The sequence below is a fragment of the Streptococcus sp. ELY_86 genome, from assembly GCF_058314495.1.
The window spans coordinates 290,964-313,045 of the sequence record NZ_JBZFUK010000001.1 but is presented as its reverse complement, the minus strand read 5'-3'; the positions used below and the strand labels follow the sequence as shown (position 1 = coordinate 313,045).

Sequence of the window (22,082 nt, the reverse complement as noted above, 5' to 3'; positions counted from 1 at the left end):
AGATTTATTGATAGGGATGTGTTAAAATCTTAAGTGAAATAAATCACAAATTGGAAAAGTGATGAAAATAATCATGAAAATGGAGGGCTTATCATGAAAACAGTTGCTGTTGAAACGATTGTCTTTGGACAGGGAAGACCCAAAATTCTGGTTCCTTTGGTTGGAAGAACGGAGCATGACATTTTAGATGCCGCTGCGCAGGCTAAGGATTTGGACTGCGATGTCATTGAATGGCGGATCGATTTTTATGAATTTGTTGAAGATACTGAAAAAGTTGCTGCTCTTTCTTTAAAAGTGAAAGAAAGAGCACAAAAGCCTGTATTGGTTACTTTCCGCACAGCTAAAGAAGGCGGTGCTCACGAAATACCTGATCCCCTTTACTTTGAAATTTACAGAACCGTTTTGGCTCAAGGCAGGGCCGATTTGATTGATTTGGAACTTTTTCTGGATTCGGCTGAAGTTCAAAAAACCATTGAACTGGCACATGAAAAAGGCACAAAAGTCATTATGAGCAATCACGACTTTAATGCAACGCCGGCTAAAGATGAAATCGTACGCCGTTTAACCATGATGGAAGAGCGTCAGGCAGATATCTGCAAAATAGCGGTGATGCCACAGTCAAATATTGATGTGCTGAATCTGCTTCAAGCAACTGCCGAACGTTATGCAAGTGCTCAGACGCCCTTAATTACCATGTCTATGGGACCGCTTGGAATGGTGTCCCGCGTATCTGGGGAAGTCTTTGGTTCATCAGCAACCTTTGGTGCAGCTGCCAAAGCCTCAGCACCCGGTCAGGTTCCCGTATCGGAACTGCGTACAATCCTTGAAACATTGAAATTACAGTAAAGAGGCAAGAGATGTCAAAACAATTATTTGAAGAAGTTAAACTATCTTCCGGAGCTGTCTTGAAAAACCGCATTGTGATGTCTCCTATGACAACTGAATCGGCTTATTATGACGGCAGTGTTCCAAATGATTTAGTGGCTTACTATGCGAAACGTTCCGGCACTGTCGGAACTGTCATTGTCGAGTCAGCTTTCGTTGAAAATTATGGACGGGGCTTCTTTGGTGCGCTTGGAATTGACAGCGATGATAAGATAGAGGGATTATCCAAAATTGCAAAGGCCATTAAAGATAAAGGGTCTAAAGCACTTATCCAAATTTACCATGCGGGGCGCATGGGATTTGAACCAATGAATGAAGGGCACATTCCTATTTCGGCATCGCCTGTAGCGGCTCTTCGTCCCAATGCGCCTGTTCCGACTGAAATGACCCACCATGACATTTTGGATATGATTGACCGCTTTGCTGAAGGAGTACGCCGTGCCATCAAAGCTGGTTTTGACGGTGTCGAGCTGCACGGAGCCAATACTTATCTTTTGCAGCAGTTCTTTTCACCTCATTCAAACCGTCGTTCAGATGCCTGGGGCGGTACGCTTAAAAAGCGCAGCAGATTCCCAATAGAAGTCGTAAAGGCGGTCAAGCGTGTTATTGCAGAAGAGGGGGCTTCAGACTTTATTCTGGGCTATCGTTTTTCACCGGAGGAGCTGGAAAAACCCGGTATTACTTTTGATGACACCATGTATTTGCTGAATGCACTGGCTGAGTATGACCTTGATTATTTCCATTTTTCGATGGGCAGTTATACACGGTCGTCTATCATTGACACAGCCAATCCGGAAATGCTGATTACAATGTTTTTAGATCAGCGTTCTGAAAAACTGGCAAAAACACCGATTATGGGTGTCGGCGGGATCATGCAAAAGGCGGATGCTGAAGATGCTTTGTCCTTAGGTTATGATTTAGTGGCTGTAGCTAAAGGCTTTCTCGTTGAGCCTGACTGGGCAGGAGCCATTCAAGCTGGCAAAGAAGTCAATCCGCTTGCTGACATTCACGACCGTGAAAAATTAGTGATTCCAAGACCGCTTTGGGACTTTATGGACACAAGTTTCGGCTTAATTAAAGACTTTGAAGCAGAAAAAGCCAAGGCTGAGCGCCTGAAGGATCTGATGACCAAAGATCTTGAATTTAAACCGGGTCAATACCGTGTCATGGCCTCAGGTCACAACAGTGAGCTGCCAATGGTAGTAACCTTTGATAAATCGCGGATTACAAATATTGAAATTGACAGTGCCGGTGAATCAGAAGGCCTGTCAGATTTGGTATTTGAAAAAATGCCAAAACAAATCATCGAATTTCAAACCCTGAATGTCGATGCTGTTTCAGGAGCTTCCTCCACTTCCAGAGGTGTCCTTGAAGGGGTTGCTGATGCAGCACGCCAAGCAAGCGGTCAAGATGCTGTTGATGTTTTGGAGGCCCGTCCAAAACCGGCAGAAGTCAAGTCGACAGAAGTTTTGGAAGAAACAGCAGACCTTGTGGTTATCGGAGGCGGTGCTGCCGGTATAGCGGCCTCTCTTCGTGCGGATGAGCTTGGTTTGAAGACGATACTGGTTGAAAAACTCAGTTTTATCGGCGGAGCTATTTCTGTTTCCGGCGGCAATCAAGTGGTTATGGGATCCAAACTGCAAAAAGAAGCGGGGGTCACTGATGATACGGTGAAATCCATGTTTGATGACTTCATGGCCAACGGTAATGGGCAAAATGTGCGCTCTCTTCTGACACTTTTAGCAGAAAATGTCGGACAAACGACCGACTGGGTACACGAATATGTTGGTGTTGAATACGACATGAAAGGCGGTCTGCATGTTTTGGCCGAGTATGCCAAGGACCGTGAACTAGCCTATGCTCACGGCGGACATGGCTTTGCAGCTTCAGTCCGAGCCAAAATGGCAGCATCTCATGTCAATGTGCTTTTGCAGACCAAGGCAGAAGAACTGCTGACAGACGGAAAAGGAAATGTAACAGGTCTTGTTGCAGTAGAAGACAATGGAAAGACTCACCGAATTTCTGCCAAGGCTGTCATTATTACGACAGGTGGCTACGGTAACAACAAATCTATGCTGCCGGATGAGCTGAAAGGTGTCCTTTTCTACGGAACACGCTCTTCCATGGGTGAGGGCGTTCAGATGGCTCAGGCTCCCGGTATTGATGCTGCAACCCGGATGATGAATCTTGGTAAGATTTATCCTAATGGTGTCGAGGTTTCTCCCGGAACAGCTAAATCAACGATTGACGGAAACCTGCTCGTTCTAAAGGAAAACGGTCTTTTGCTCAACAGCAAAGGTAAGCGTGTTGTCAATGAACGTGCTTCCAACCATGCTATTTTGGATGCCTTAATGCAGCAGGAACCTAAAATACTGTATTTGCTGCTTGATCAAAAGCATTTTGATATTTTCCGAGAAGGAATTGCTGAAGGAGGTATTTCCTCGGCTGAAGTTGAAAAATGGCTGGCCAGCAACGGCCGTGAAACCCCTTATTTTTACCATGGTGAGACCCTTGAAGAACTGGCAAATGCTGCCGGTATGGACGGGGCTACTCTGGAAAATACTGTTGCCCGCTACAATGACTTTGTGGCCGGCGGTGAAGATAAAGATTTCCACCGTGAACAACGCTTCCTGCAAGTGCCGGTTGGTGAAGGCCCTTACTATATGATTGAGCAAAAACCTCGTTTTGCAACGACGATGGGAGGATTAGTGGTCAATAATAAATTGGAAGTTGTCAACACTTCAGGAACTGTTATCAAAGGCCTCTATGCTGCCGGTGAAGTCGTCGGCGGTGTTATGGGAACAGATTCACCGTCAGGAGCTAATAATGCCTGGGCCTTGACATCAGGTAAGCTGGCCGCTGAAAAAATTAAAAAGAAAATGAGACGATAATATTCTGCAGACGGCCTGCTTCCTGTCATTTAGGGGACAGGCCGATTTGTTTGCAAAGATGCGGAATGATAATTTTATCGATAAGTTTGCGAAAAGGTCAGAAAATTTAACAAAATTATGATAAAATGAATGTAACTTTCCTAAAAATCGCTATGATGATCTTTGGCAGTCAAAGATGGGGAAGTCGGCTTTAGATCATAAGAGGCAATCACTGCATCTTATCTGAGTTTCTTCTTGAACTTGGATCAGTTTCGTTAAAATCAAAGGAGTTTATTATGGCAAAAGTGTTACTTGGATTTATGGGTGCCGGCAAGACAACCGTTGCAGGGGAACTGCAAGAAAGCTTTGATCAGTTTTTAGATATGGATCTTATCATTGAAGAGCGCATAGGTATGTCTATTTCAGAATATTTTGCACGTGAAGGAGAAGCTAATTTCCGTAAGATTGAGTCTCAGGTCTTAGAAGAACTATTGGCACTGGATGGCAATATCATCATCTCCACAGGCGGCGGTGTTGTTGTTTCAGAGCACAATCGTGAATTACTGAGGGCTAATCGCAAGAATAACGTGCTGCTGGCAGCATCTTTTGAAGTTTTGTACGACCGCATTGAACATGATAAAGTGTTCCAGCGTCCGCTGTTTTTAAATAATTCCAAAGAGGACTTTCACGGGATTTATGAACGCCGCATGAAACTCTATGAAGGTTTATCCGATTTGATTATCAATACCGATCACCGCACTCCAAAAGAAGTGGCAAAAATCATTGAATGCATGTAAGGCAGGCCTTGCATTTCAGGCGACAGGATTCCACCCTTGCGGTGGTTTTTTTGTTTGTGAAATTATGGTAAAATAAAGGAAAATAATTTTTGGAGCAATGAATGAAACTACGGACAAATGCAAAACAGTTAAAAGGATACCTGAAAATTCCAGGAGATAAATCCATCAGCCACCGTTCTGTCATCTTTGGCAGTTTAGCTCAAGGCGTGACAACTGTTTATGGTATTTTACGCGGCGAAGATGTCCTTTCTACCATGCAGGTTTTTCGCGATTTGGGTGTTGAGATTAAAGATGAAGGAGACAGGGTCGAAATTCACGGCCGCGGCTTTAACGGGCTGAGAGCACCTGAGCATGCTCTGGACATGGGAAATTCAGGGACATCTATCCGCTTGATTTCAGGTGTTCTGGCAGGTCAGGACTTCGAAGCTGAGATGTTTGGCGATGACAGTCTCTCTAAGCGGCCCATGGATAGGGTAACTATTCCGCTTCGGCAGATGGGAGTCAGGGTTTCCGGCCGCACAGAGCGTGATCTGCCGCCTTTAAAAATGAAGGGTTCAAAGGCGCTTAAACCCATCCATTATCAGCTTCCTGTGGCCTCTGCCCAAGTAAAATCAGCCCTTATTTTTGCAGCGCTTCAGGCTGACGGTGAAAGTGTTATTCTTGAAAAGGAGATAACGCGCAATCATACGGAGGATATGCTCAGGCAGTTCGGCGGCCATTTAGAAGTAGATGGCAAGGAAATTCGGATATCCGGCGGTCAGCAGCTGACTGGACAGACAGTCACTGTTCCCGGAGATATTTCCAGTGCAGCCTTTTGGCTGGTTGCAGGGCTCATTGTTCCCAATGCTAAACTGACTCTTGAAAATGTTGGTATCAATGAAACACGGACAGGTATTTTAGAAGTCATTGAAGCTATGGGCGGCAAGATTAGACTGACTGATAAAGATGAAACAGCCAAATCAGCAACGATTACAGTTGAGACGTCTGCTCTTAAAGGAACCGAGATTGGCGGAGATATTATCCCGCGCTTAATTGACGAGCTGCCAATTATCGCTCTGTTAGCAACACAGGCCGACGGCAAAACGATTATTCGGGATGCTGAGGAGTTAAAAGTCAAAGAAACGGATCGCATTCAGGTTGTAGCAGATGCCTTAAATGCCATGGGAGCTGATATCACGCCGACAGAAGACGGTATGATCATTGAAGGGAAAACGAGTCTTCATGGTGCTAAGGTCAATACTTTTGGCGATCACCGCATCGGGATGATGACAGCTATTGCAGCTTTGCTGGTTAATGATGGCGAGGTTGAGCTGGAGCGTGCTGAAGCTATCAATACCAGCTATCCCAGTTTTTTCAGTGATTTAGAAAGCATTATTAAAGACTGACAGTTGATGTGAATTGCCGCCATGCTCTTGTTCGAAATGATAAAAGTCATTTATTTCAGAGTCTTTTGAGTCAAGACAGGCAGGATATGAAAAGACAAGTAGAACTAGTAATGCTGCTGATACAACAGCCTAACCAATCATTGAGGAAATAAATCAAATGAAAATTGCTTATCTGGGCCCCAACGGGTCTTTTACGCATAATGCCGCCATGCATGCTTTTCCGGAGGCTGAATTGCTTCCTTTTGCTAATATTACAGAAGTTATCAAGGCTTACGAGGATCAAAAGGTTGATTTTGCCATTGTCCCTATCGAAAATTCGATTGAAGGCAGTGTCCATGAAACCACTGACTATCTGTTTCATCAGGCAGAAATTCAGGCTGTGGCTGAAATTATTCAGCCCATTAAGCAGCAGCTGATGGCTGTCCGAACAGACAGCAGTATTGAGAAGATTTTTTCCCATCCTCAGGCCATTGCCCAAGGGAAAAAATATATCAAACGTCACTATCCCAATGCCAAAATTGAAATGACCGCAAGCACCGCCTATGCAGCCAGACTGGTAGCTGAGCATCCTCAGGAAAATTTTGCGGCTATCGCTCCCAAGGCTGCTGCTGATGAATACGGTCTGTCTATTATTGCCCGGGATATTCAGGAAATTGAAGAAAACTATACACGTTTTTGGGTGCTGGGCCACCAAGTACCTGAAACGCATCTGGAAAAGACAGATGATAAAGTATCTCTTGCTTTGACACTGCCTGATAACCTTCCGGGAGCTCTTTACAAAGCGCTGTCAACCTTTGCTTGGCGAGGGATTGATCTGACCAAGATTGAAAGCCGCCCTTTAAAAACAGTTTTGGGCGAATATTTCTTTATTATCGATTTTGAAAATCACAATAAAAAATTAGTTTCTTTTGCCTTGGAAGAGTTGACAAGTATCGGAATTCAGTATAAAATTTTGGGTATGTATGCCGTTTACAGGCTTTGAAAGAATTGCTAAGTATTAGAAAAAAATTAAGTTAGAGACATTAAAAAATGAGCAGAAACGACAAGGGGAAAGTAAGCCGCCATGAACAGCTGCGCTATGAGTACCTCTTAAGAAACATAGCCTATCTCAGCGAGCGTGAACAAGCAGAGTTTGACTATCTTAGAAAGAAGGTTGAGGCTAACAGCGCTGAAGAAGCCACTTATTATTATGATGATGAGCCTGAGGAAGATTACTATCAGGATTACGGACAGTCTTATGATGATTACGATGCCGATGATTATCAAGATGCCGATTCTTGGGAGGATGACACGGCAGGCAGTCAATACACCGATCAGGGACTGCCTGTTTATCCGAATCAAACGTTAAAACCTTCCCGCCAGAGCCGCAAAGAGAAAAAAGCCGCTCAGGCGCTGACTAAGGCCAAGACAAAGAAAAAGCCGACCTTCAAACGTTTTTTTAAAATTATCAGTCTGATACTGCTGGCAGTCTTTGTCGGCATGATTATCATGTTTATTAAAGGAATGCATGATATTTCCTCGGGCAAAAATGATGACTATAAACCGGCTGTTGTCGAAGAATTTAACGGCCAAGATGCCAAAGACGGAACTAATATTTTAGTTTTGGGAAGCGACCAGCGTATTACACAAGGGTCATCAGAAGCTCGGACGGATACCATCATGGTTCTAAATATCGGCAATAAAGATAAAAAGGTCAAGATGGTCAGCTTTATGCGTGATACGCTTGTTAATATTAAAGGGGTTAGCACCGATAATTATTCTTATGACAACAAGCTCAATACGGCCTTTAATATCGGCGAGCAGGATAATAATCAAGGGGCTGAGCTGATGCGTCAGACCCTCAAGCGTAATTTTGATATTGATATTAAATATTATGTCATGGTTGATTTTCAGACGTTTGCAGAAGCTATTGATACGCTTTTTCCTAATGGAGTAGAGATCAATGCGAAATTTGCGACGGTTGACGGTGATGCGGTGGATTCTGTTGAAGTGCCTGATGATCTGAACATGAAAAACGGTGTCGTTCCTAATCAGACCATTTCTGTCGGCAGGCAGAAAATGGACGGCCGGACGCTCCTTAACTATGCACGTTTCCGCAAGGACGACGAGGGAGATTTCGGCCGCACCAAGCGTCAGCAGCAGGTGATGTCGGCTATTATGTCTCAGATTAAAAATCCGGCCAAACTCTTTACAGGTTCGGCAGCTTTAGGTAAAATCTATGCCTTGACCTCTACCAATGTATCTTATAGCTTTTTGCTCAGTCATGGTTTATCGGTCATGACTAACGGTAAGGAGATTGAGCAAGTGACGATTCCTGAGAATGGTGACTGGATTGACGATTATGATATGTACGGCGGTCAGGCTCTGTCCATTAACTTTAAAAAATATAAAAAGAGACTGTCAAAATTAGGCGTTCGTTAATTATGGTATAATAAAAGGCGGTACAGGCTACCGCCTTTTGTATTATGTGACTTTTAGTCCGTCTCGCTCCGTAGGTGCGAGACAAATAAACCACCCGCTATGCGGGTGCGCAATCTGCGGTTATACCAAAAAACTCCAAACGCGCTACAATAGAGGTGTTCAAGCCTATTGTAAAGCGAAAGGAGAAAAGTATGGCTCAAAAAGCGCATAATTTATCACACACAAAGTGGATGTGTAAATATCACATTGTGTTCACCCCTAAGTATAGACGAAAAGTAATCTATAATCAATATCGTAGCAGTTTAGGTGAGATATTTCACCGATTATGTCGCTACAAAGGTGTTGAGATTATTGAAGGGCATTTGATGCCTGATCATGTTCATATGTTGGTCAGTATTCCGCCTAGAATCAGCGTTTCAAGTTTCATGGGGTATTTAAAAGGTAAGAGTGCTCTTATGATGTTTGACAAACACGCCAACCTCAAATATAAATTTGGGAATCGCCATTTCTGGGCAGAAGGCTACTATGTCAGTACAGTTGGACTTAACGAAGCCACGATAAAGAAATAGATACAGGATCAAGAAAACCATGACATCGCACTTGATAAATTGAGTGTGAAAGAATACGAAGATCCCTTTAGGGATAATGGCAAGTAATGCGAATGCCTCTTTAAGAGGCTGGTGACGAGTCAAGAGCAGTGAGGCTTGAACAACGTGAAAGCCAGCGTCTTTAGGCGCTGGCTGGTTACCTGGGCTTATAGCCCTGCTTCAAACCACCCGTTTGACGGGTGGTTATGATTTGGAGAAAAAATGTTAAAAAAGAATGATATTGCAGAAACAGAAATTGTCGATTTAAGCCATGATGGCGCAGGTGTTGCCAAAATTAACGGTTTGGTTTTCTTTGTGGACAATGCTTTGCCGGGTGAAAAAATCCTGATGCGCGTGCTTAAAGTCAAAAAGAATATTGGGTATGGGAAAGTGGAGAAGTATTTCACCAAGTCATCCTACCGAAACGAAGATTTAGATACTGCTTATTTGAGAAGCGGTATTGCCGATTTAGGCCACTTGGCTTACAGTGAGCAGCTTAAGTTCAAACGCAAGCAAGTAGTGGATAATCTCTACAAAACAGCAGGGATTGCAGATGTAGAAGTTGCTGAGACGCTCGGTATGGAAAATCCTCTTGCCTACCGCAATAAGGCACAGATCCCTGTCCGCCGTGTCAACGGCCAATTAGAAACAGGCTTTTTCCGCAAGAATTCGCATGACCTCATGCCTATCGATGATTTCTATATTCAGGATAAGGAAATTGATAAGCTCATCACCTTCATGCGCGATTTGCTGCGCCGTTTTGACATTAAATCTTATGATGAAACAGAGCAGACCGGTCTTATTCGTCATCTGGTTGTTCGCCGCGGGCATTATTCAGGTCAGACGATGCTGATTTTGGTAACAACGAGACCCAAAATTTTTCGCATTGAACAGATGATTGAACAAATCACCGAAGCATTTCCAAACGTCAAGTCTATTATTCAAAACATCAACGATAAGAATACCAATGCCATCTTTGGCCCAGAATTCCGAACGCTTTACGGCAGTGATACGATTGAAGACACGATGCTGGGCAATCGCTTTGCCATTTCCGCCCAGTCCTTCTATCAGGTTAATACGGTCATGGCAGAAAAACTTTATCAGACAGCGATTGACTTTTCAGAGCTGTCTAAAGACGATGTTGTCATTGACGCCTACTCAGGTATCGGAACCATTGGTCTGTCTTTTGCCAAGCAGATCAAGGCCGTTTACGGTGTGGAAGCCGTGGACAGCGCTGTCCGAGACGCTGAGCAAAATGCTGCGCTCAATAACATCACAAATGCTCACTACGTGACTGACAGTGCCGAAAACGCCATGGCTAAGTGGAGTAAAGAAGGCATCAAACCAGATGTTATCCTAGTCGACCCGCCGCGCAAAGGCCTGACTGAAAACTTCATCAAAGCTAGCAGCGCCATGCAGCCCAAGAAAATCACCTACATTTCCTGCAATCCAGCCACCATGGCGCGTGACATCAAGCGCTATGAAGAGCTGGGCTACAAGCTGAAGAAAGTCCAGCCGGTGGATCTGTTTCCACAGACGCATCATTGTGAGGCAGTCGGATTATTAGAAAGAGCCGCAGATTAAGAGTCCAGCATGCTTTCTTATCTCAGAGTGAGTTACTAAAAAGGTCTAGTGGATCTTTTACTCTCGCATACGCATCACATCGAGACAGTAGTCTTGATGTCACAAGGTGTGCAAAAGCCCTTGAAACAAGGCACTTTCCGGGTTTCGACCCTCTCAGGATGGTCGAGTGGATGACCGCTTCGTGGTAACTTATCCAAAGCTTTCTGAAAACGATTTGTGGCTGAAATGTGATAGGGTCGGGTGTTCAGGTTAGATGTCATAGCCGGGAAGGCTTGACAATAGAGGCTTTCTGTGAGAAGATCTTAATGAGAAAAAACTGTGATTTGATGCGGGAAACATCTGTTTGATAAATGAGGGTTATTATGTCGAATAGTAAAGAGCTTTCAGAATACATAATGGATCAACTGTCTGATTTGGGGGATATTCGAAATATACCTATGATGGGAGGATATATCTTTTACTATAGAGAACGCATATTTGGCGGGATTTATGGTAAAGGTTTTATGGTGAAGATTACTGAGGCAAGCAAGAAATACATGCCGGACAGCGAGCCGGAACCTCCCTATGAAGGGGCAAAACCAATGCTGCCTGTAACCATTCTGGACGACAGAACAAGGCTGCAAAATATGGTTGAAGAAATGTATCCGGAATTGCCTGAAAGAAAAGCAAAGAAAAAAATGTAATAAATTTTGATTTACTAGACAAAACCAAATTTGAAAATGAGAGCAAGCTACCCTATAGGCTAATTCCAAGGGTGACTTGCTCTTATTCTGTAATATCGATGCTGATGTCGGAATTGAACCCGACAGTGAAGTAGTCGGCGAAGATGGTGATATTCTTGATGAGCCGTCTGACCAGATCCTCGTCGAAGTCCGTGACCCTCGGTTCCCTGACTGGCGATGAAGTGCTGCAGCTCCTTGATCCGTTTCTTTATCAAGAAGTCTGTTGTATAGTTCTTCTGAAGTAGGGCAGGACATCTCCCATGTATCTCTCGTCGCGGATAATCTTGCTGATGTGCTCGTAAAAGTCTAGAAATCTTTCAACGAAAGGGAATTAAAAAACCTTGATCCCAAGGCCTTTTGTTGTATTTGGGGAATATCAGAGTGAGAGATGGGGTAGTAGTAATAGGTTTGATAGTTTATTTCTATAAGTTCAAAAAGAGCAAAAGACTTGCTAGTGAAAAGATTTTATGTTAAACTTGTTCCTAAAGCTGATACAATAATAGAAAGGAAGATGTTATCATGGACACAAAATTTTCCGTTGCTTTGCATATCTTAACAATGATTAGCGAGAGCAAAGAAAACCTCTCTTCTCAGGCCTTGGCAACAAGTGTCGGAACCAATGCCAGTTATATCCGAAAGGTCATTGCTCTGCTGAAAAATGCAGATCTCATCACATCGCATCAGGGTAAGGTCGGCTACGAGCTAACCAAGGAACCGTCGGACATCAGTCTGCTTGATATTTACTATGCGACACAAGAAGTGACCCAGGTCAAGCTTTTCCAAGTTCACCAACATGCTAATCTGGAGTGCCCAGTTGGCAAGCATATCGAAGGGGCGATCAGCCCAGTCTTCCAACAGGCGGAAAACCAACTGGCTCAGGAACTGGCTGGTCAAAGTCTGGCAGATGTCATTGCAAACCTCTACAAACAAGCGACTTTAACCAAGTGATAAGCTTGGTTAAATATTAAAAGCGTCTTGTGCCTGTATTAAAAACAAAAACAAGATAAGCTGACATTAACGTCAATCACTAGCAGACCCAGCTCTGCCATTTTTCAAAAATAGAAAGAAGAAAGCCATGAAAGCAGCACAAGTAAACGCCTATAACAAAACCAACCTCAACCTTGATCTAGTCGATGTTCCAAAACCAACCGCAGCGGTCAATCAAGTCCTCATCAAGGTCTTGACTGCTGGAGTTAATCCGCTGGACAATATGATTACCCGTGGTGAAGTTAAGATGATCGTTCCTTACAAAACACCCCTCATCGCCGGTAATGAAGTGGTCGGTATTGTCGAAGAGGTCGGCAGTAAGGTGAGCGATTTTAACCTTGGTGACCGTGTCTTTGGCCGCCTGCCGCTAGATAGTATTGGTGCTTTTGCCGAATACGTAGCGGTGGATGCGGATGCGCTTGCAATCGTTCCGGATTATTTGACAGATGAGGAAGCTGCTGGTGTGCCACTGACTGCTCTAACTATTATGCAGGCCTTAGCGTTGATGGACGCCAAAGCAGGGCAGACACTTTTTATCTCTGGTGGAACCGGCGGTGTCGGTGCTATGGCAATCCCTCTTGCTAAAGCTAAGGGCTTAAGTGTTATCACAAATGGCGGAGCTGATAGTCGTGATCGTGTTCTATCATTAGGTGCGAATCAGTTCTTAGACTACAAGACACAAGATTATACCGAGCTCCTGTCAGATATTGACTTGGTTTTAGACACACTAGGCGGTGCTGAAACCGAGAAACAGATGACCATCATGAAGCAGAGTGGTCACTTGGTGTCGCTTCGTGCCATGCCAAACGGCAGCTTTGCCAAACGCATGCATCTGTCAAAACCTAAACAACTTCTCTTTGCTCAAGCTGGCCGTAAATTCGATAAAATGGCTGATAAATATGGAGTTCATTATGACTTTATCTTCGTTGAAAGCAATGGCAAACAGTTGCAGGAAGTGGCAGATATCTTTACAGAGCGGCAGATCAAACCATCACTCGATACAGTCTTTGCCTTTTCAGATGTCAACAAGGCTCTGGACAAGGTAGCAAACGGTCGCTCACGTGGTAAAACTGTTCTCAGCATGAAAGGGTAAAACATGGCTTATTTAACCACTAAAAACCAATATATTACTGTTAATGACAACAAAATCGCTTATCGTGAAATCGGCAAAGGTAAGTCAGAACGGCCCTTAGTGATGCTGGTTCATTTAGCAGCAACCATGGATAACTGGGATCCCAAGCTGATTGACTTTCTGACCCAAAAACAACATGTCATCCTGCTTGACTTACTAGGAGTTGGGGCAAGCGGAGGCAAGGTTGCTCCAACTATTCCGGGCATGGCTGAGCAGGTAATCGCCATTATCAAGGCCATGGGTTATACCAGCGTCAATCTACTGGGACTTTCCATGGGCGGTATGGTCGCTCAAGAAGTCGTGCGTCTTGCACCAAACTTAGTGAATCGTCTAATCTTAGTGGGGACGGGACACCGAGGCGGCGTCGGTATTGATAAGGTAAGGTCAACGACCTTTCGTTACATGGCGCGTGCTGGTTTCCACCGCGTAGATCCTAAACGCTACATTTTTTACGGGCATGATGATAAGGGAAAAATAGAAGCTGATAAGGTTCTCGGTCGTTTAGACAGTCGTGATCAGGCTTATGCTGATAAGGCGATGGCTGTGCCGTCTTTCTTAGGTCAGCTGAAAGCAATCAAACGCTGGGGCAAGTCAGCAGAGGACGACCTGAGCTTTATCAGCCAACCGACCTTGATTGTCAATGGTGACAAGGACATGATGGTGCCTACGGAAAATTCCTATATCATGCACGATAAGATTGACAACAGTCAGATCATCATCTATCCAAATGCTGGTCATGGCTCACTTTTTCAGTACGCTGACCAATTCGCTAAAGATTTAGAAGCTTTCCTGGGAGTATAGAATGGCTAAAACTATTCTTGTTACAGGCGCGACAGATGGTATCGGTAAGCATCTGGCAACAAAGCTGGCCGCAGAAGGACACGAAGTCATTCTTCACGGCCGCAATCCTCAAAAGCTGGACAAAGCACTGGATGACATCAAAGGACAAGTTCCCACAGCCCGCATCCATGGTTACTTGGCTGATTTGTCCAAACTGTCGGATATTTACCGCCTGACGGCTGATCTTAAACGGGATTTTACCAAGCTGGATGTCCTCTTTAATAATGCTGGGCTTTTTGCAGGTAAGACCCGTCAGCTGACAGCAGAAGGAGTAGAGCTGACCTTCATGCTCTCTGTTCTGGCTCCTTATGTCTTGACGACGGAGCTTTTGCCGCTTTTGGAAAAGTCTGCCGCAGGACGTGTGATTAACACGTCATCATATATGCATCATTTTGCTAAGATTAAGGGATTGGATTTTTCTTTGGAAAAGGCCTACACTCCGACATTAGCTTATAATAATGCCAAACTCTACATCATCAGACTGACCCGCTATCAGGCAGAACTTCTGAAAAAAGCAGGTTCCAAAGTCACTATTAACAGTTATCATCCGGGTCTGATTTCAACTAATTTAGGAAATGATAGCAGTGACCCTAAAACGCAGAAGTCTCTTTTTGCTAAGATTATGAAAGGACTTTCCAAGGACTTGGATGGAGGTATCATGACTGGTTATTATTTGAGTCTTTCAGACCAAGTCGCTGGTATTAGCGGAAGTTATTTTGATGATAAAAAAGAAAAATGGGTTTCCAAAAAAGGCTATAATACGGAAAAGGCAAAGCAGCTCATGAACTATTGTGATGCTGCTATCGCAAGAAGAATAAAATGAATCAACTCTTTGAGATTCTGATCCTAAAAAGTGGCCAGACCTTGCGAAATCGCTTCTTTAAGTCTGTTATGAGCGAAGTTATGGGAACTAAAGATTTAGTTCCTAGTCAACATCTTATTACCCCTTATGACCATTGGGATAAGCAAGGGATAGGCCCTCTCGTATCGGTAAATGTCATAGCGGTATCCATTGTGAAGTAGCTGGATTGTTAGAAAAAGCACAGATTGAGAGTCCAGATCTTTTCGTGTTTCAGGGCTAACTACTAAAAAGGCCTAGAGGATTTTTTTACTCCTACTGACGCATCATGTCAAATGTGTGAGTTTACTTGTAAAACGTAATTAAAGATTGTAGTCTTTTGCTGTGTAAGAAATTAAAAACGTTAAATTTGCTAGCTCATGATCTTAAAAAACTTATAGTGCAGCACTATCTTCACATATTATCAGACCCCTTGACCAGTCAGATTAGTCAGGGGGTTTTTAGTTGTTGTTAAAAAATAAATCTGGCGGAAGTTTTCTCTTGACTTGTAGTTGACTATAAGTAGTAAACTAGGGTCATTCATTTGAAAGGAGCTGAATTATGTATTTAATTGATATTACTATTCATGCTGATAAGGTGCCTGCCGATAAAGCTGATGCGCTTTTAGCAGGGCATCGTGCCTGGTTTTCGCAGCAAGCCCAAGAGGGACAGTTTCTGCTTGTGGGGCCGTATCGCGATAAAGCGATGGCCGGTGTTGTCATGGCTCAGGCTGGCAGCCGTGAATCTTTAGAGGCTGTCATTGCCAAGGATGCCTATTATCCTGATATGGCAGCCTATGATATTCATGAATTTCAGGCTAATATCATCGCAGATAATATCACTGACTATAAAGGGAAATAGCTTTTACCATTGAAAATCAAAGTCATACATCGTTGCTATTGATTGCTCATACAGATGAGTCTTGTGGTACTGTCTGATTTTGATTTATTAGAAAGTAAAGAGGAAAATATATGACAAGAAAAACAGAATCAAAAATTGCACTTGGAACATGGTCTTGGGGAGCCGGAGCATTTGGCGGAGATAAGGTTTTTGGCAGCAGTCTTGATACAGCTGATCTTAAAGAAGTAGTCAGCTCTGCTATGACAAATGGCCTCAATCTCTTTGATACTGCCTATGCTTATGGGGTTGGTGATTCTGAGCGTATCGTCGGCGAATTGCTGGGCGCTTACCCGCGCGAGGAAGTTGTGATTTCGGATAAATTTACACCGGGCATGCAAAATGACGCTGCTGAAAATCCAGTCGTTGATATGCTGGAAGGCAGCCTTGAGCGCCTTGGAACGGATTTTATTGATATTTACTGGATTCATAATTCGGCTGATGTGGAACGCTGGACACCGCTCTTGATTGATGCCGTTAAAACCGGAAAGATTGGCCGTATCGGTGTTTCCAATCACAGTCTAGAACAGGTTAAACGTGTACAGGAAATCTTGGCACCTGCCGGTATCAAAGTTTCAGCTGTTCAAAATCACTTGAGTCTGCTCTACCGGAAATCCATTGAGGACGGCCTTTTGGACTACTGCAGAGAAAATAATATTCAGTTTTTTGCCTATATGGTATTAGAGCAGGGCGCTCTTTCTGGCAAATATGATGAAACTCACTTGCTGCCGGCGGATTCCAACCGCGGAAAGACATACAATCCGATGTTTCCGGCTCTCAAGGATCTTTTGACAGAACTGCGCAGCTTGGCCGGGAAATATCACGCTTCCGCAGCACAAATTGCTACTGCTTGGGCAATCGGCAAAGGAACAACGCCTATCCTCGGTGTAACGTCAACAGCGCAAGTCGAAGATGCTGCCAAAGCAGCTTCTATCAAACTGACAGCAGAAGAGGCTTCTGAGCTGGAACAATTAGCTGCAGCATCAGGTGTTGATACCAGCGGCGGCTGGGAAGGCCAAGCCTGATTTAGGTGTTTTTCAAATCAGAAGAAAAAAGCTGACACTGTCTGATAGGCTTAAATGATTAACAGATAATTAATAGAAAAAGGAAATCTATCATGAAAACAGTTATTTTTGTATTTCATCCGCATTTAACTGCCGAATCACGTATCAATTAGGCGCTTGCTCAAGCTGCACAGAAAGCTGGTTTTGAGGTACGTGATCTCTATGCTCTTTATCCTGATTTTCAAATCGATATCAAAAAAGAACAGGCTGTATTGGAGGCTGCAGATCGAATTGTGCTGCAGTTCCCGATTTACTGGTACCAGGTTCCGGCTCTGATGAAGCAATGGTTTGATGCGGTCTTAGAATACGGATGGGCTTATGGTTCAGCAGGCACTGCTCTTCAGGGGAAAGAGTGGCTGTTGGCACCGAGTTTTGGAGCAGGTGCTGATGACTATACTGAAAACGGACGTTTTCAGGCAAGTTTTGAAGATATTTTAAAACCCATTGAAAGCATTAAATTTCATACCGGTCTTGACTATCAAGAGCCCTTTATCACAGCGGGTGCTTTGAGTCTGTCTGACCAAGATTGTGAAAAACAGGCTGAAAACTATGTTAGACGGTTAAAAGGATAAAGGGATTCAATAGAAAAATTGAAAAATAATAAAAGAACCAGTATCTGCTGGTTCTTATTGTTTACTTGACTTACAGCTGGTTATTAGTGATAAAATAATCTTATATAATGTTAAAGAAAGGATTTTCCTATGTCTGAGCAAAATACCTATACCATTACGCAAGTCTCTGAAATGTATGACATCAATCCCAATACCGTGCGCTATTATGAGCGGATTGGACTTTTGCCCCATATTCCGCGCAAGGCCAACGGCAATCGCTATTTCACTGATGATCTCAACAAATGGCTGGAAACGGTCATCTGTCTGCGCCATTCAGGTGTGCCGATTGAGGCTCTGATTGATTACTGTCAGATGTTAAAAGAAGGAGATGCAACCCTGCAGGCTCGTGAAAAACTGCTGCGGGAGCAGCGCGCGATGCTCCTGAAAAAGCAGAATAACCTGCAGCGCAGTATTGAGCGCTTAGACCATAAGATTGGTTTATATGAATCTGGTGAAATCACCAATAATGAGACCTATTACAAGGAGTATGGAATCATTTTTGACGAAAAGGGCAGCTGGAAAGAAATGCTTCATGATTAAAGCAGCTGTTTTTAGCCATCTTATCCGGGAAAAATATCAGCTCTGCCATCCCAGTCAAAAAGCCTAAGCAGCAAGGCTTGACAGAAATAGCTGGCTAAGCAGTTGTTTTCCCTAAAAATGTTATAATAAACTTAAAACGTTAGCCTTGGGCGGTGGAAAATGCAGGGAGTTCAGCTGCAGAACAAAGAAATTTTATTATAAGAGGTTTTCTATGACTAGTGAAACGATGCGCGGGCAGCTGGAAGCATACGCTAAAGAAAAATACAAAGCGGAAACTGAACGGCTTCCCTTCAATCACGAGGATTACAGCATATTCAGGCATGCAGACAGCGGCAAGTGGTTTGCGGTGTTCATCGTGAAAACACGGTCTGAGTTTGGTTTGGACGGCGAGGGAGATGCGGAGATTGTCAGCTTGAAAATCGGTGATCCGCTGCTGGCAGATATTCTGCTGCAGCAGCAGGGATTTCTGCGCGGCTATCCAAGCAGTAAATGGAACTGGGTATCCGTTGTACTGGATGGTACAGTGCCTTTAGCAGATATTTGCCAGCTGTTGGATGAGAGCTATAAAGCTACTTTAACGAAAACAAAAAATAAAAAAGTGCCTCTTTCCAAGAGAAAGTCAGATTGTGATTAATCTGTACGGTCCTTTCTTTAAAAATCTTAGAACAGCAAAAAAGCTGTCACCCCTGGCTAATTGATAACCAAGTCCGTTTACTGTCTGAATCTTGAAAGGTTGAAAGGAAACATAATGAGTGATGAACATTTGCACGAAATTCGTGTGTTTGAAAATTTTGATATGGTTTCGTTTGAGAAAGGCCATGTGGTCGTGACTACAGAAGTCGTAGACAAGTCCTTAAATTATTATGGTTTTGCACACGGCGGCTATATCTTTACCCTCTGCGACCAAATCAGCGGTTTGGTCTCTATTTCAACCGGGTTTGACGCGGTGACGCTTCAGTCCAGTATCAATTACTTAAAATCCGGGAAGCTGGGGGATACCTTATTGATTGACGGCCGCTGTGTTCACGATGGACGGACAACTAAGGTTGTTGACGTTACGGTTACCAATCAATTAGATCAAGAAGTAGCCAAAGCTACCTTTACAATGTTTGTGACAGGCGAGCGTGCAAACGATTGATCATTTAGTTTGCCATCACTAAAGCGCATGCCAATGGGAGAATGATTCGATGAAAAAAATAATGATCTGGATTTCAGCTATTTTTCTTGTCATTGTTCTAGCTGGAGGTATCTATATTATGGGGTGGGGAATGCCGGGAAATGTCCTGCATACCAAAATCAGCTACGGACACTCTAAAATCTACACTCTGAAAGATCGAAAAGCGGCTGCTAATCTGATAAGGAGAAATTTCATTACTTTTAATGGCTGCCGCCTGGAAACATTGGACTATACTTCGGATAAAACGTCTCAGGAAATGTTAGCAGCAAAAAAACATCTGGATGCTGACAGGTACAAGGAGAAGTATGATAAAAAAGACGCTTCCAAGACCTATGATGAGTGCATTGTTTACCAATCAAGCTTCAGCACTGACGGCAGCCCCGATGCAGGTTTTAGTGCTAACAGTCATTACAGCCATTGGAATTGGATTTTAGTCCGAAAAAAAGGCGGTCCTTGGCGGCTTTACAGCTATGGACATGACTAAAAAATCAAGGCAGCGACAAGCACTGTCTTTATTCAGTGAATTAAAAGGCTCAGACACCAAGATGATGAATATCAAGCCAAATTAGTGCACTATTTTTTTGTGAAAGGAAACAGACATGACTCCATATAAGCATTTGGTTCAATATTATGAAACAGACCGCATGGGCATTACCCACCATTCAAATTATATCCGTTGGATGGAAGAGGCGCGTGTTCATTTTTTGACAGAAATCGGCTGGCCCTATGACACCTTGGAAGAAGAAGGCATCATATCGCCGGTTATTTCAGTTAACTGTCAGTATCTGACAACATCAACCTTTGCTGATGAGATTGCCATTGTCATTACTGTAGCAAACGTTAAAGCCGCACGGCTGATCTTTCATTATGACATGACCAACCAAAAGGGTGAAACGGTTTGCCGGGCTCAGTCAGAACACAGTTTCTTAACTCAAAGCGGCAGTTTTGTCAATATTAAAAAAGAATACCCTGATTTTTACAGCAAATTAGCAGAACTCAGTCAGTTCTAGCCCTACTGTCATAGCAGACAAAAAGAGCCCTTTTTTGGTTTTTTGATGATATAATGGAGTGAAGATCACAAGGAGGTTCATTATGACAATTGCTATTACGGGCGTAACAGGCAAGCTGGGCGGTTTGACTGCTGAACTCATTGCAAAAAAGAATATTTCAGCCAGACATTTGGCTCGAAATCCGCAAAAAGCAGTTTCCTATGACAATGCTGAAGTTGTTAAGGCAGCTTTTGAGAATTCTCCGGCAGCGATTGAGGCCTTAAAAGGCATTGATACCTTGCTGATGGTGTCTGCTTCGGAAAGTCCCAATCGTTTGCAGGAGCATTTTGATTTTATTGATGCAGCCGATAAGGCGGGTGTCAAGCATATTATCTATACTTCTTTTTATAATGCCAATGCTGAGGCAGCTTTTACTTTAGCGCGCGATCATGCCAAGACAGAAAATTATATCAAAGAAAAAGGATTTGACTACACATTTCTGCGGGACAATTTTTATTTGGATTTCTTTTTAGATCTCTGTTTAGAAAATGGTGAAATTCGCGGACCGGCCGGCAAGGGGAAAGTATCTGCTGTAGCCAGGCAGGATGTTTCCGAAGTGGCAGCAGCTATTTTAATAAGCCCTGATAAGTGGAGAAATCAAACATTAAATATGACCGGACCGGAAGATCTGTCAATGGCTGATATAGTTAAGACTGTTGCAGAGGCAGCGAAAAAATCTGTCCCTTATATTGATGAAACGATTGAAGAAGCCTACCAATCACGCAAGGCCTGGCCGGCGGAAGCATGGGAATACGATGCCTGGGTCAGCACCTACACAGCCATCAAAGACGGGGAGCAAGCAGGAGTTTCTTCTGATATTGAACATGTCCTTGGACGCCCGGCAGCATCTTTAACAGAATTGCTGAGATTGCGTCTTTCGGATAAATAGATTATTTGAGCGTAAAAGATTTGCAGAAAGGAGCAGATATGATTACTTTAACGTATATGGATGCCTATCAAACTCAAAGAGAGGTCTCTTTTGAAACAGCTGAGGAATTTATGCAGGCACTCAGTGGCTGTATTACCCTGCCGGATTATTACCGAGTTGTATCGTTGACTTATAAGGGTCGAGATGTTGGTTACAAAGGAGTGATTGGGGATTTGTATCAAACGGTCAGCCAAATGGACTGGAAACAGTTTGAATCAAACTAAGCCCTGATTAACTGAAAAAAGCGGAAAAGTTCTGTATTTACCTAGACAGATTTTCCCGCTTTTTACTTTTTAATCTAATTTATCAAGAAATTTTTTAATATCAACAACAACGCGCGTGTGTTTTCCCTTGCCGATAAGTTTGTCGCCCTCATAAACTTCAATAGTAAAATGAGAGCTCCGTCCGTCTTTTTCAGCATCCAAAATTCGGACTTCCACTGGTTTTCCGATTTTGGTAGCAGCTAAGTGCTGGACAGCAATGTGAGCACCGACCGTTGTTTGTGAGACTTCTAAATCTTCTTCACAATATAAGAAAGCTGCATTTTCTATGAAAGCAATCATACTGGGAGTTGACAAAACGTTAAGACTGCCCGAACCCCAGTTCATGGCTGAGTGTTCAGGGGTAGTAACATAAGACTTACTGTAAATTGACATGGCTGCCTCCTTTTGCTGTCGAAAGATAAAGTAGTAATGGTTAGTTCATATTTTAACTGTAACACATTTAAATTTAAAGCACAAATAATTTCCGAAAGCGTTTCCTCTAAGC

General features: G+C 43.4%; 22 protein-coding genes and 2 pseudogenes. 23 read left to right on the top strand and 1 reads right to left on the bottom strand.

Annotated elements, in window-relative coordinates:
- Window positions 1-93: 93 nt before the first annotated feature.
- From aroD to AC4HAN_RS01350, 23 genes and pseudogenes are all read left to right on the top strand, one after another.
- Window positions 94-846 (top strand): type I 3-dehydroquinate dehydratase, encoded by a 753-nt coding sequence (aroD, locus tag AC4HAN_RS01460; protein WP_491090724.1) that lies wholly within the window; start codon window positions 94-96, stop codon window positions 844-846.
- Between the two features lie 11 nt (window positions 847-857).
- The gene (locus AC4HAN_RS01455; protein ID WP_491090723.1) at window positions 858-3,776 is read left to right on the top strand and encodes an oxidoreductase; all 2,919 of its coding nucleotides are present in this window, start codon (window positions 858-860) and stop codon (window positions 3,774-3,776) included.
- A 275-nt stretch (window positions 3,777-4,051) separates the two neighbouring features.
- Entirely contained in the window at window positions 4,052-4,552 is a 501-nt protein-coding gene (locus AC4HAN_RS01450) for a shikimate kinase (RefSeq protein WP_491090722.1), read from the top strand.
- 101 nt (window positions 4,553-4,653) lie between these two features.
- The gene (gene aroA / locus AC4HAN_RS01445; protein WP_491090720.1) at window positions 4,654-5,937 is read left to right on the top strand and encodes a 3-phosphoshikimate 1-carboxyvinyltransferase; all 1,284 of its coding nucleotides are present in this window, start codon (window positions 4,654-4,656) and stop codon (window positions 5,935-5,937) included.
- A gap of 157 nt (window positions 5,938-6,094) precedes the next feature.
- Window positions 6,095-6,919, top strand: a complete 825-nt coding sequence (pheA, locus tag AC4HAN_RS01440; RefSeq protein ID WP_491090719.1) for a prephenate dehydratase — start codon at window positions 6,095-6,097, stop codon at window positions 6,917-6,919.
- A gap of 47 nt (window positions 6,920-6,966) precedes the next feature.
- Window positions 6,967-8,358, top strand: coding sequence for an LCP family protein (locus AC4HAN_RS01435; protein WP_491090717.1), 1,392 nt, complete (start codon window positions 6,967-6,969; stop codon window positions 8,356-8,358).
- 191 nt (window positions 8,359-8,549) lie between these two features.
- Window positions 8,550-9,014, top strand: a pseudogene (gene tnpA / locus AC4HAN_RS01430) (IS200/IS605 family transposase).
- A gap of 153 nt (window positions 9,015-9,167) precedes the next feature.
- The gene (gene rlmD, locus AC4HAN_RS01425; RefSeq protein WP_491090716.1) at window positions 9,168-10,529 is read left to right on the top strand and encodes a 23S rRNA (uracil(1939)-C(5))-methyltransferase RlmD; all 1,362 of its coding nucleotides are present in this window, start codon (window positions 9,168-9,170) and stop codon (window positions 10,527-10,529) included.
- Window positions 10,530-10,891: 362 nt separating this feature from the next.
- On the top strand, window positions 10,892-11,212 hold the full coding sequence (locus AC4HAN_RS01420; protein ID WP_491090715.1) for a TfoX/Sxy family protein: 321 nt from the start codon (window positions 10,892-10,894) through the stop codon (window positions 11,210-11,212).
- Between the two features lie 558 nt (window positions 11,213-11,770).
- Window positions 11,771-12,199, top strand: a complete 429-nt coding sequence (locus tag AC4HAN_RS01415) for an Rrf2 family transcriptional regulator (protein ID WP_491090713.1) — start codon at window positions 11,771-11,773, stop codon at window positions 12,197-12,199.
- Window positions 12,200-12,326: 127 nt separating this feature from the next.
- Window positions 12,327-13,331 carry an NADP-dependent oxidoreductase gene (locus AC4HAN_RS01410; protein WP_491090712.1) on the top strand — a complete coding sequence of 335 codons (1,005 nt, stop codon included), beginning with the start codon at window positions 12,327-12,329 and terminating at the stop codon, window positions 13,329-13,331.
- 3 nt (window positions 13,332-13,334) lie between these two features.
- Window positions 13,335-14,171: an alpha/beta fold hydrolase gene (locus AC4HAN_RS01405; protein WP_491090711.1), complete on the top strand. Its 837-nt coding sequence runs from the start codon at window positions 13,335-13,337 to the stop codon at window positions 14,169-14,171.
- A 1-nt stretch (window position 14,172) separates the two neighbouring features.
- Window positions 14,173-15,033: an SDR family NAD(P)-dependent oxidoreductase gene (locus AC4HAN_RS01400; RefSeq protein WP_491090709.1), complete on the top strand. Its 861-nt coding sequence runs from the start codon at window positions 14,173-14,175 to the stop codon at window positions 15,031-15,033.
- 576 nt (window positions 15,034-15,609) lie between these two features.
- On the top strand, window positions 15,610-15,909 hold the full coding sequence (locus AC4HAN_RS01395) for a YciI family protein (protein ID WP_491090708.1): 300 nt from the start codon (window positions 15,610-15,612) through the stop codon (window positions 15,907-15,909).
- 110 nt (window positions 15,910-16,019) lie between these two features.
- Complete coding sequence (locus tag AC4HAN_RS01390) at window positions 16,020-16,970, top strand: aldo/keto reductase (RefSeq protein ID WP_491090707.1); 951 nt, start codon at window positions 16,020-16,022, stop codon at window positions 16,968-16,970.
- 215 nt (window positions 16,971-17,185) lie between these two features.
- Window positions 17,186-17,581 (top strand): annotated as a pseudogene (locus AC4HAN_RS01385) (NAD(P)H-dependent oxidoreductase); the annotation flags it as partial.
- 129 nt (window positions 17,582-17,710) lie between these two features.
- A complete protein-coding gene (locus tag AC4HAN_RS01380; RefSeq protein ID WP_491090705.1) occupies window positions 17,711-18,160 on the top strand; it encodes a MerR family transcriptional regulator in 450 nt (149 codons plus the stop codon).
- Between the two features lie 211 nt (window positions 18,161-18,371).
- The gene (locus tag AC4HAN_RS01375) at window positions 18,372-18,794 is read left to right on the top strand and encodes an MmcQ/YjbR family DNA-binding protein (protein WP_491090704.1); all 423 of its coding nucleotides are present in this window, start codon (window positions 18,372-18,374) and stop codon (window positions 18,792-18,794) included.
- Window positions 18,795-18,908: 114 nt separating this feature from the next.
- Complete coding sequence (locus tag AC4HAN_RS01370; protein WP_491090703.1) at window positions 18,909-19,298, top strand: PaaI family thioesterase; 390 nt, start codon at window positions 18,909-18,911, stop codon at window positions 19,296-19,298.
- A gap of 49 nt (window positions 19,299-19,347) precedes the next feature.
- On the top strand, window positions 19,348-19,821 hold the full coding sequence (locus tag AC4HAN_RS01365; protein WP_491090702.1) for a hypothetical protein: 474 nt from the start codon (window positions 19,348-19,350) through the stop codon (window positions 19,819-19,821).
- A gap of 115 nt (window positions 19,822-19,936) precedes the next feature.
- Window positions 19,937-20,347 (top strand): acyl-CoA thioesterase, encoded by a 411-nt coding sequence (locus AC4HAN_RS01360; RefSeq protein ID WP_491090701.1) that lies wholly within the window; start codon window positions 19,937-19,939, stop codon window positions 20,345-20,347.
- Window positions 20,348-20,429: 82 nt separating this feature from the next.
- Window positions 20,430-21,275 (top strand): SDR family oxidoreductase, encoded by an 846-nt coding sequence (locus AC4HAN_RS01355; RefSeq protein ID WP_491090700.1) that lies wholly within the window; start codon window positions 20,430-20,432, stop codon window positions 21,273-21,275.
- Between the two features lie 38 nt (window positions 21,276-21,313).
- Window positions 21,314-21,538, top strand: coding sequence for a DUF4649 family protein (locus tag AC4HAN_RS01350; protein ID WP_491090698.1), 225 nt, complete (start codon window positions 21,314-21,316; stop codon window positions 21,536-21,538).
- A 69-nt stretch (window positions 21,539-21,607) separates the two neighbouring features.
- Here the strand turns inward: AC4HAN_RS01350 and AC4HAN_RS01345 are convergent, their stop codons facing one another.
- Complete coding sequence (locus AC4HAN_RS01345; protein ID WP_491090697.1) at window positions 21,608-21,970, bottom strand: thioesterase family protein; 363 nt, start codon at window positions 21,968-21,970, stop codon at window positions 21,608-21,610.
- Between the last annotated feature and the right edge of the window lie 112 nt (window positions 21,971-22,082).

Bases quoted from the DNA above. Each gene is read 5' to 3' on its own strand.
- AC4HAN_RS01390 (WP_491090707.1), top strand. From the start codon at position 16,020: ATGACAAGAAAAACAGAATCAAAAATTGCACTTGGAACATGGTCTTGG.
- AC4HAN_RS01360 (WP_491090701.1), top strand. From the start codon at position 19,937: ATGACTCCATATAAGCATTTGGTTCAATATTATGAAACAGACCGCATG.
- AC4HAN_RS01410 (WP_491090712.1), top strand. From the start codon at position 12,327: ATGAAAGCAGCACAAGTAAACGCCTATAACAAAACCAACCTCAACCTT.
- AC4HAN_RS01370 (WP_491090703.1), top strand. From the start codon at position 18,909: ATGAGTGATGAACATTTGCACGAAATTCGTGTGTTTGAAAATTTTGAT.
- pheA (WP_491090719.1), top strand. From the start codon at position 6,095: ATGAAAATTGCTTATCTGGGCCCCAACGGGTCTTTTACGCATAATGCC.
- aroA (WP_491090720.1), top strand. From the start codon at position 4,654: ATGAAACTACGGACAAATGCAAAACAGTTAAAAGGATACCTGAAAATT.
- AC4HAN_RS01375 (WP_491090704.1), top strand. From the start codon at position 18,372: ATGACTAGTGAAACGATGCGCGGGCAGCTGGAAGCATACGCTAAAGAA.
- AC4HAN_RS01355 (WP_491090700.1), top strand. From the start codon at position 20,430: ATGACAATTGCTATTACGGGCGTAACAGGCAAGCTGGGCGGTTTGACT.
- AC4HAN_RS01415 (WP_491090713.1), top strand. From the start codon at position 11,771: ATGGACACAAAATTTTCCGTTGCTTTGCATATCTTAACAATGATTAGC.
- aroD (WP_491090724.1), top strand. From the start codon at position 94: ATGAAAACAGTTGCTGTTGAAACGATTGTCTTTGGACAGGGAAGACCC.
- AC4HAN_RS01395 (WP_491090708.1), top strand. From the start codon at position 15,610: ATGTATTTAATTGATATTACTATTCATGCTGATAAGGTGCCTGCCGAT.
- rlmD (WP_491090716.1), top strand. From the start codon at position 9,168: ATGTTAAAAAAGAATGATATTGCAGAAACAGAAATTGTCGATTTAAGC.
- AC4HAN_RS01450 (WP_491090722.1), top strand. From the start codon at position 4,052: ATGGCAAAAGTGTTACTTGGATTTATGGGTGCCGGCAAGACAACCGTT.
- AC4HAN_RS01345 (WP_491090697.1), bottom strand. From the start codon at position 21,970: ATGTCAATTTACAGTAAGTCTTATGTTACTACCCCTGAACACTCAGCC.
- AC4HAN_RS01380 (WP_491090705.1), top strand. From the start codon at position 17,711: ATGTCTGAGCAAAATACCTATACCATTACGCAAGTCTCTGAAATGTAT.
- AC4HAN_RS01405 (WP_491090711.1), top strand. From the start codon at position 13,335: ATGGCTTATTTAACCACTAAAAACCAATATATTACTGTTAATGACAAC.
- AC4HAN_RS01455 (WP_491090723.1), top strand. From the start codon at position 858: ATGTCAAAACAATTATTTGAAGAAGTTAAACTATCTTCCGGAGCTGTC.
- AC4HAN_RS01400 (WP_491090709.1), top strand. From the start codon at position 14,173: ATGGCTAAAACTATTCTTGTTACAGGCGCGACAGATGGTATCGGTAAG.
- AC4HAN_RS01420 (WP_491090715.1), top strand. From the start codon at position 10,892: ATGTCGAATAGTAAAGAGCTTTCAGAATACATAATGGATCAACTGTCT.
- AC4HAN_RS01365 (WP_491090702.1), top strand. From the start codon at position 19,348: ATGAAAAAAATAATGATCTGGATTTCAGCTATTTTTCTTGTCATTGTT.
- AC4HAN_RS01350 (WP_491090698.1), top strand. From the start codon at position 21,314: ATGATTACTTTAACGTATATGGATGCCTATCAAACTCAAAGAGAGGTC.
- AC4HAN_RS01435 (WP_491090717.1), top strand. From the start codon at position 6,967: ATGAGCAGAAACGACAAGGGGAAAGTAAGCCGCCATGAACAGCTGCGC.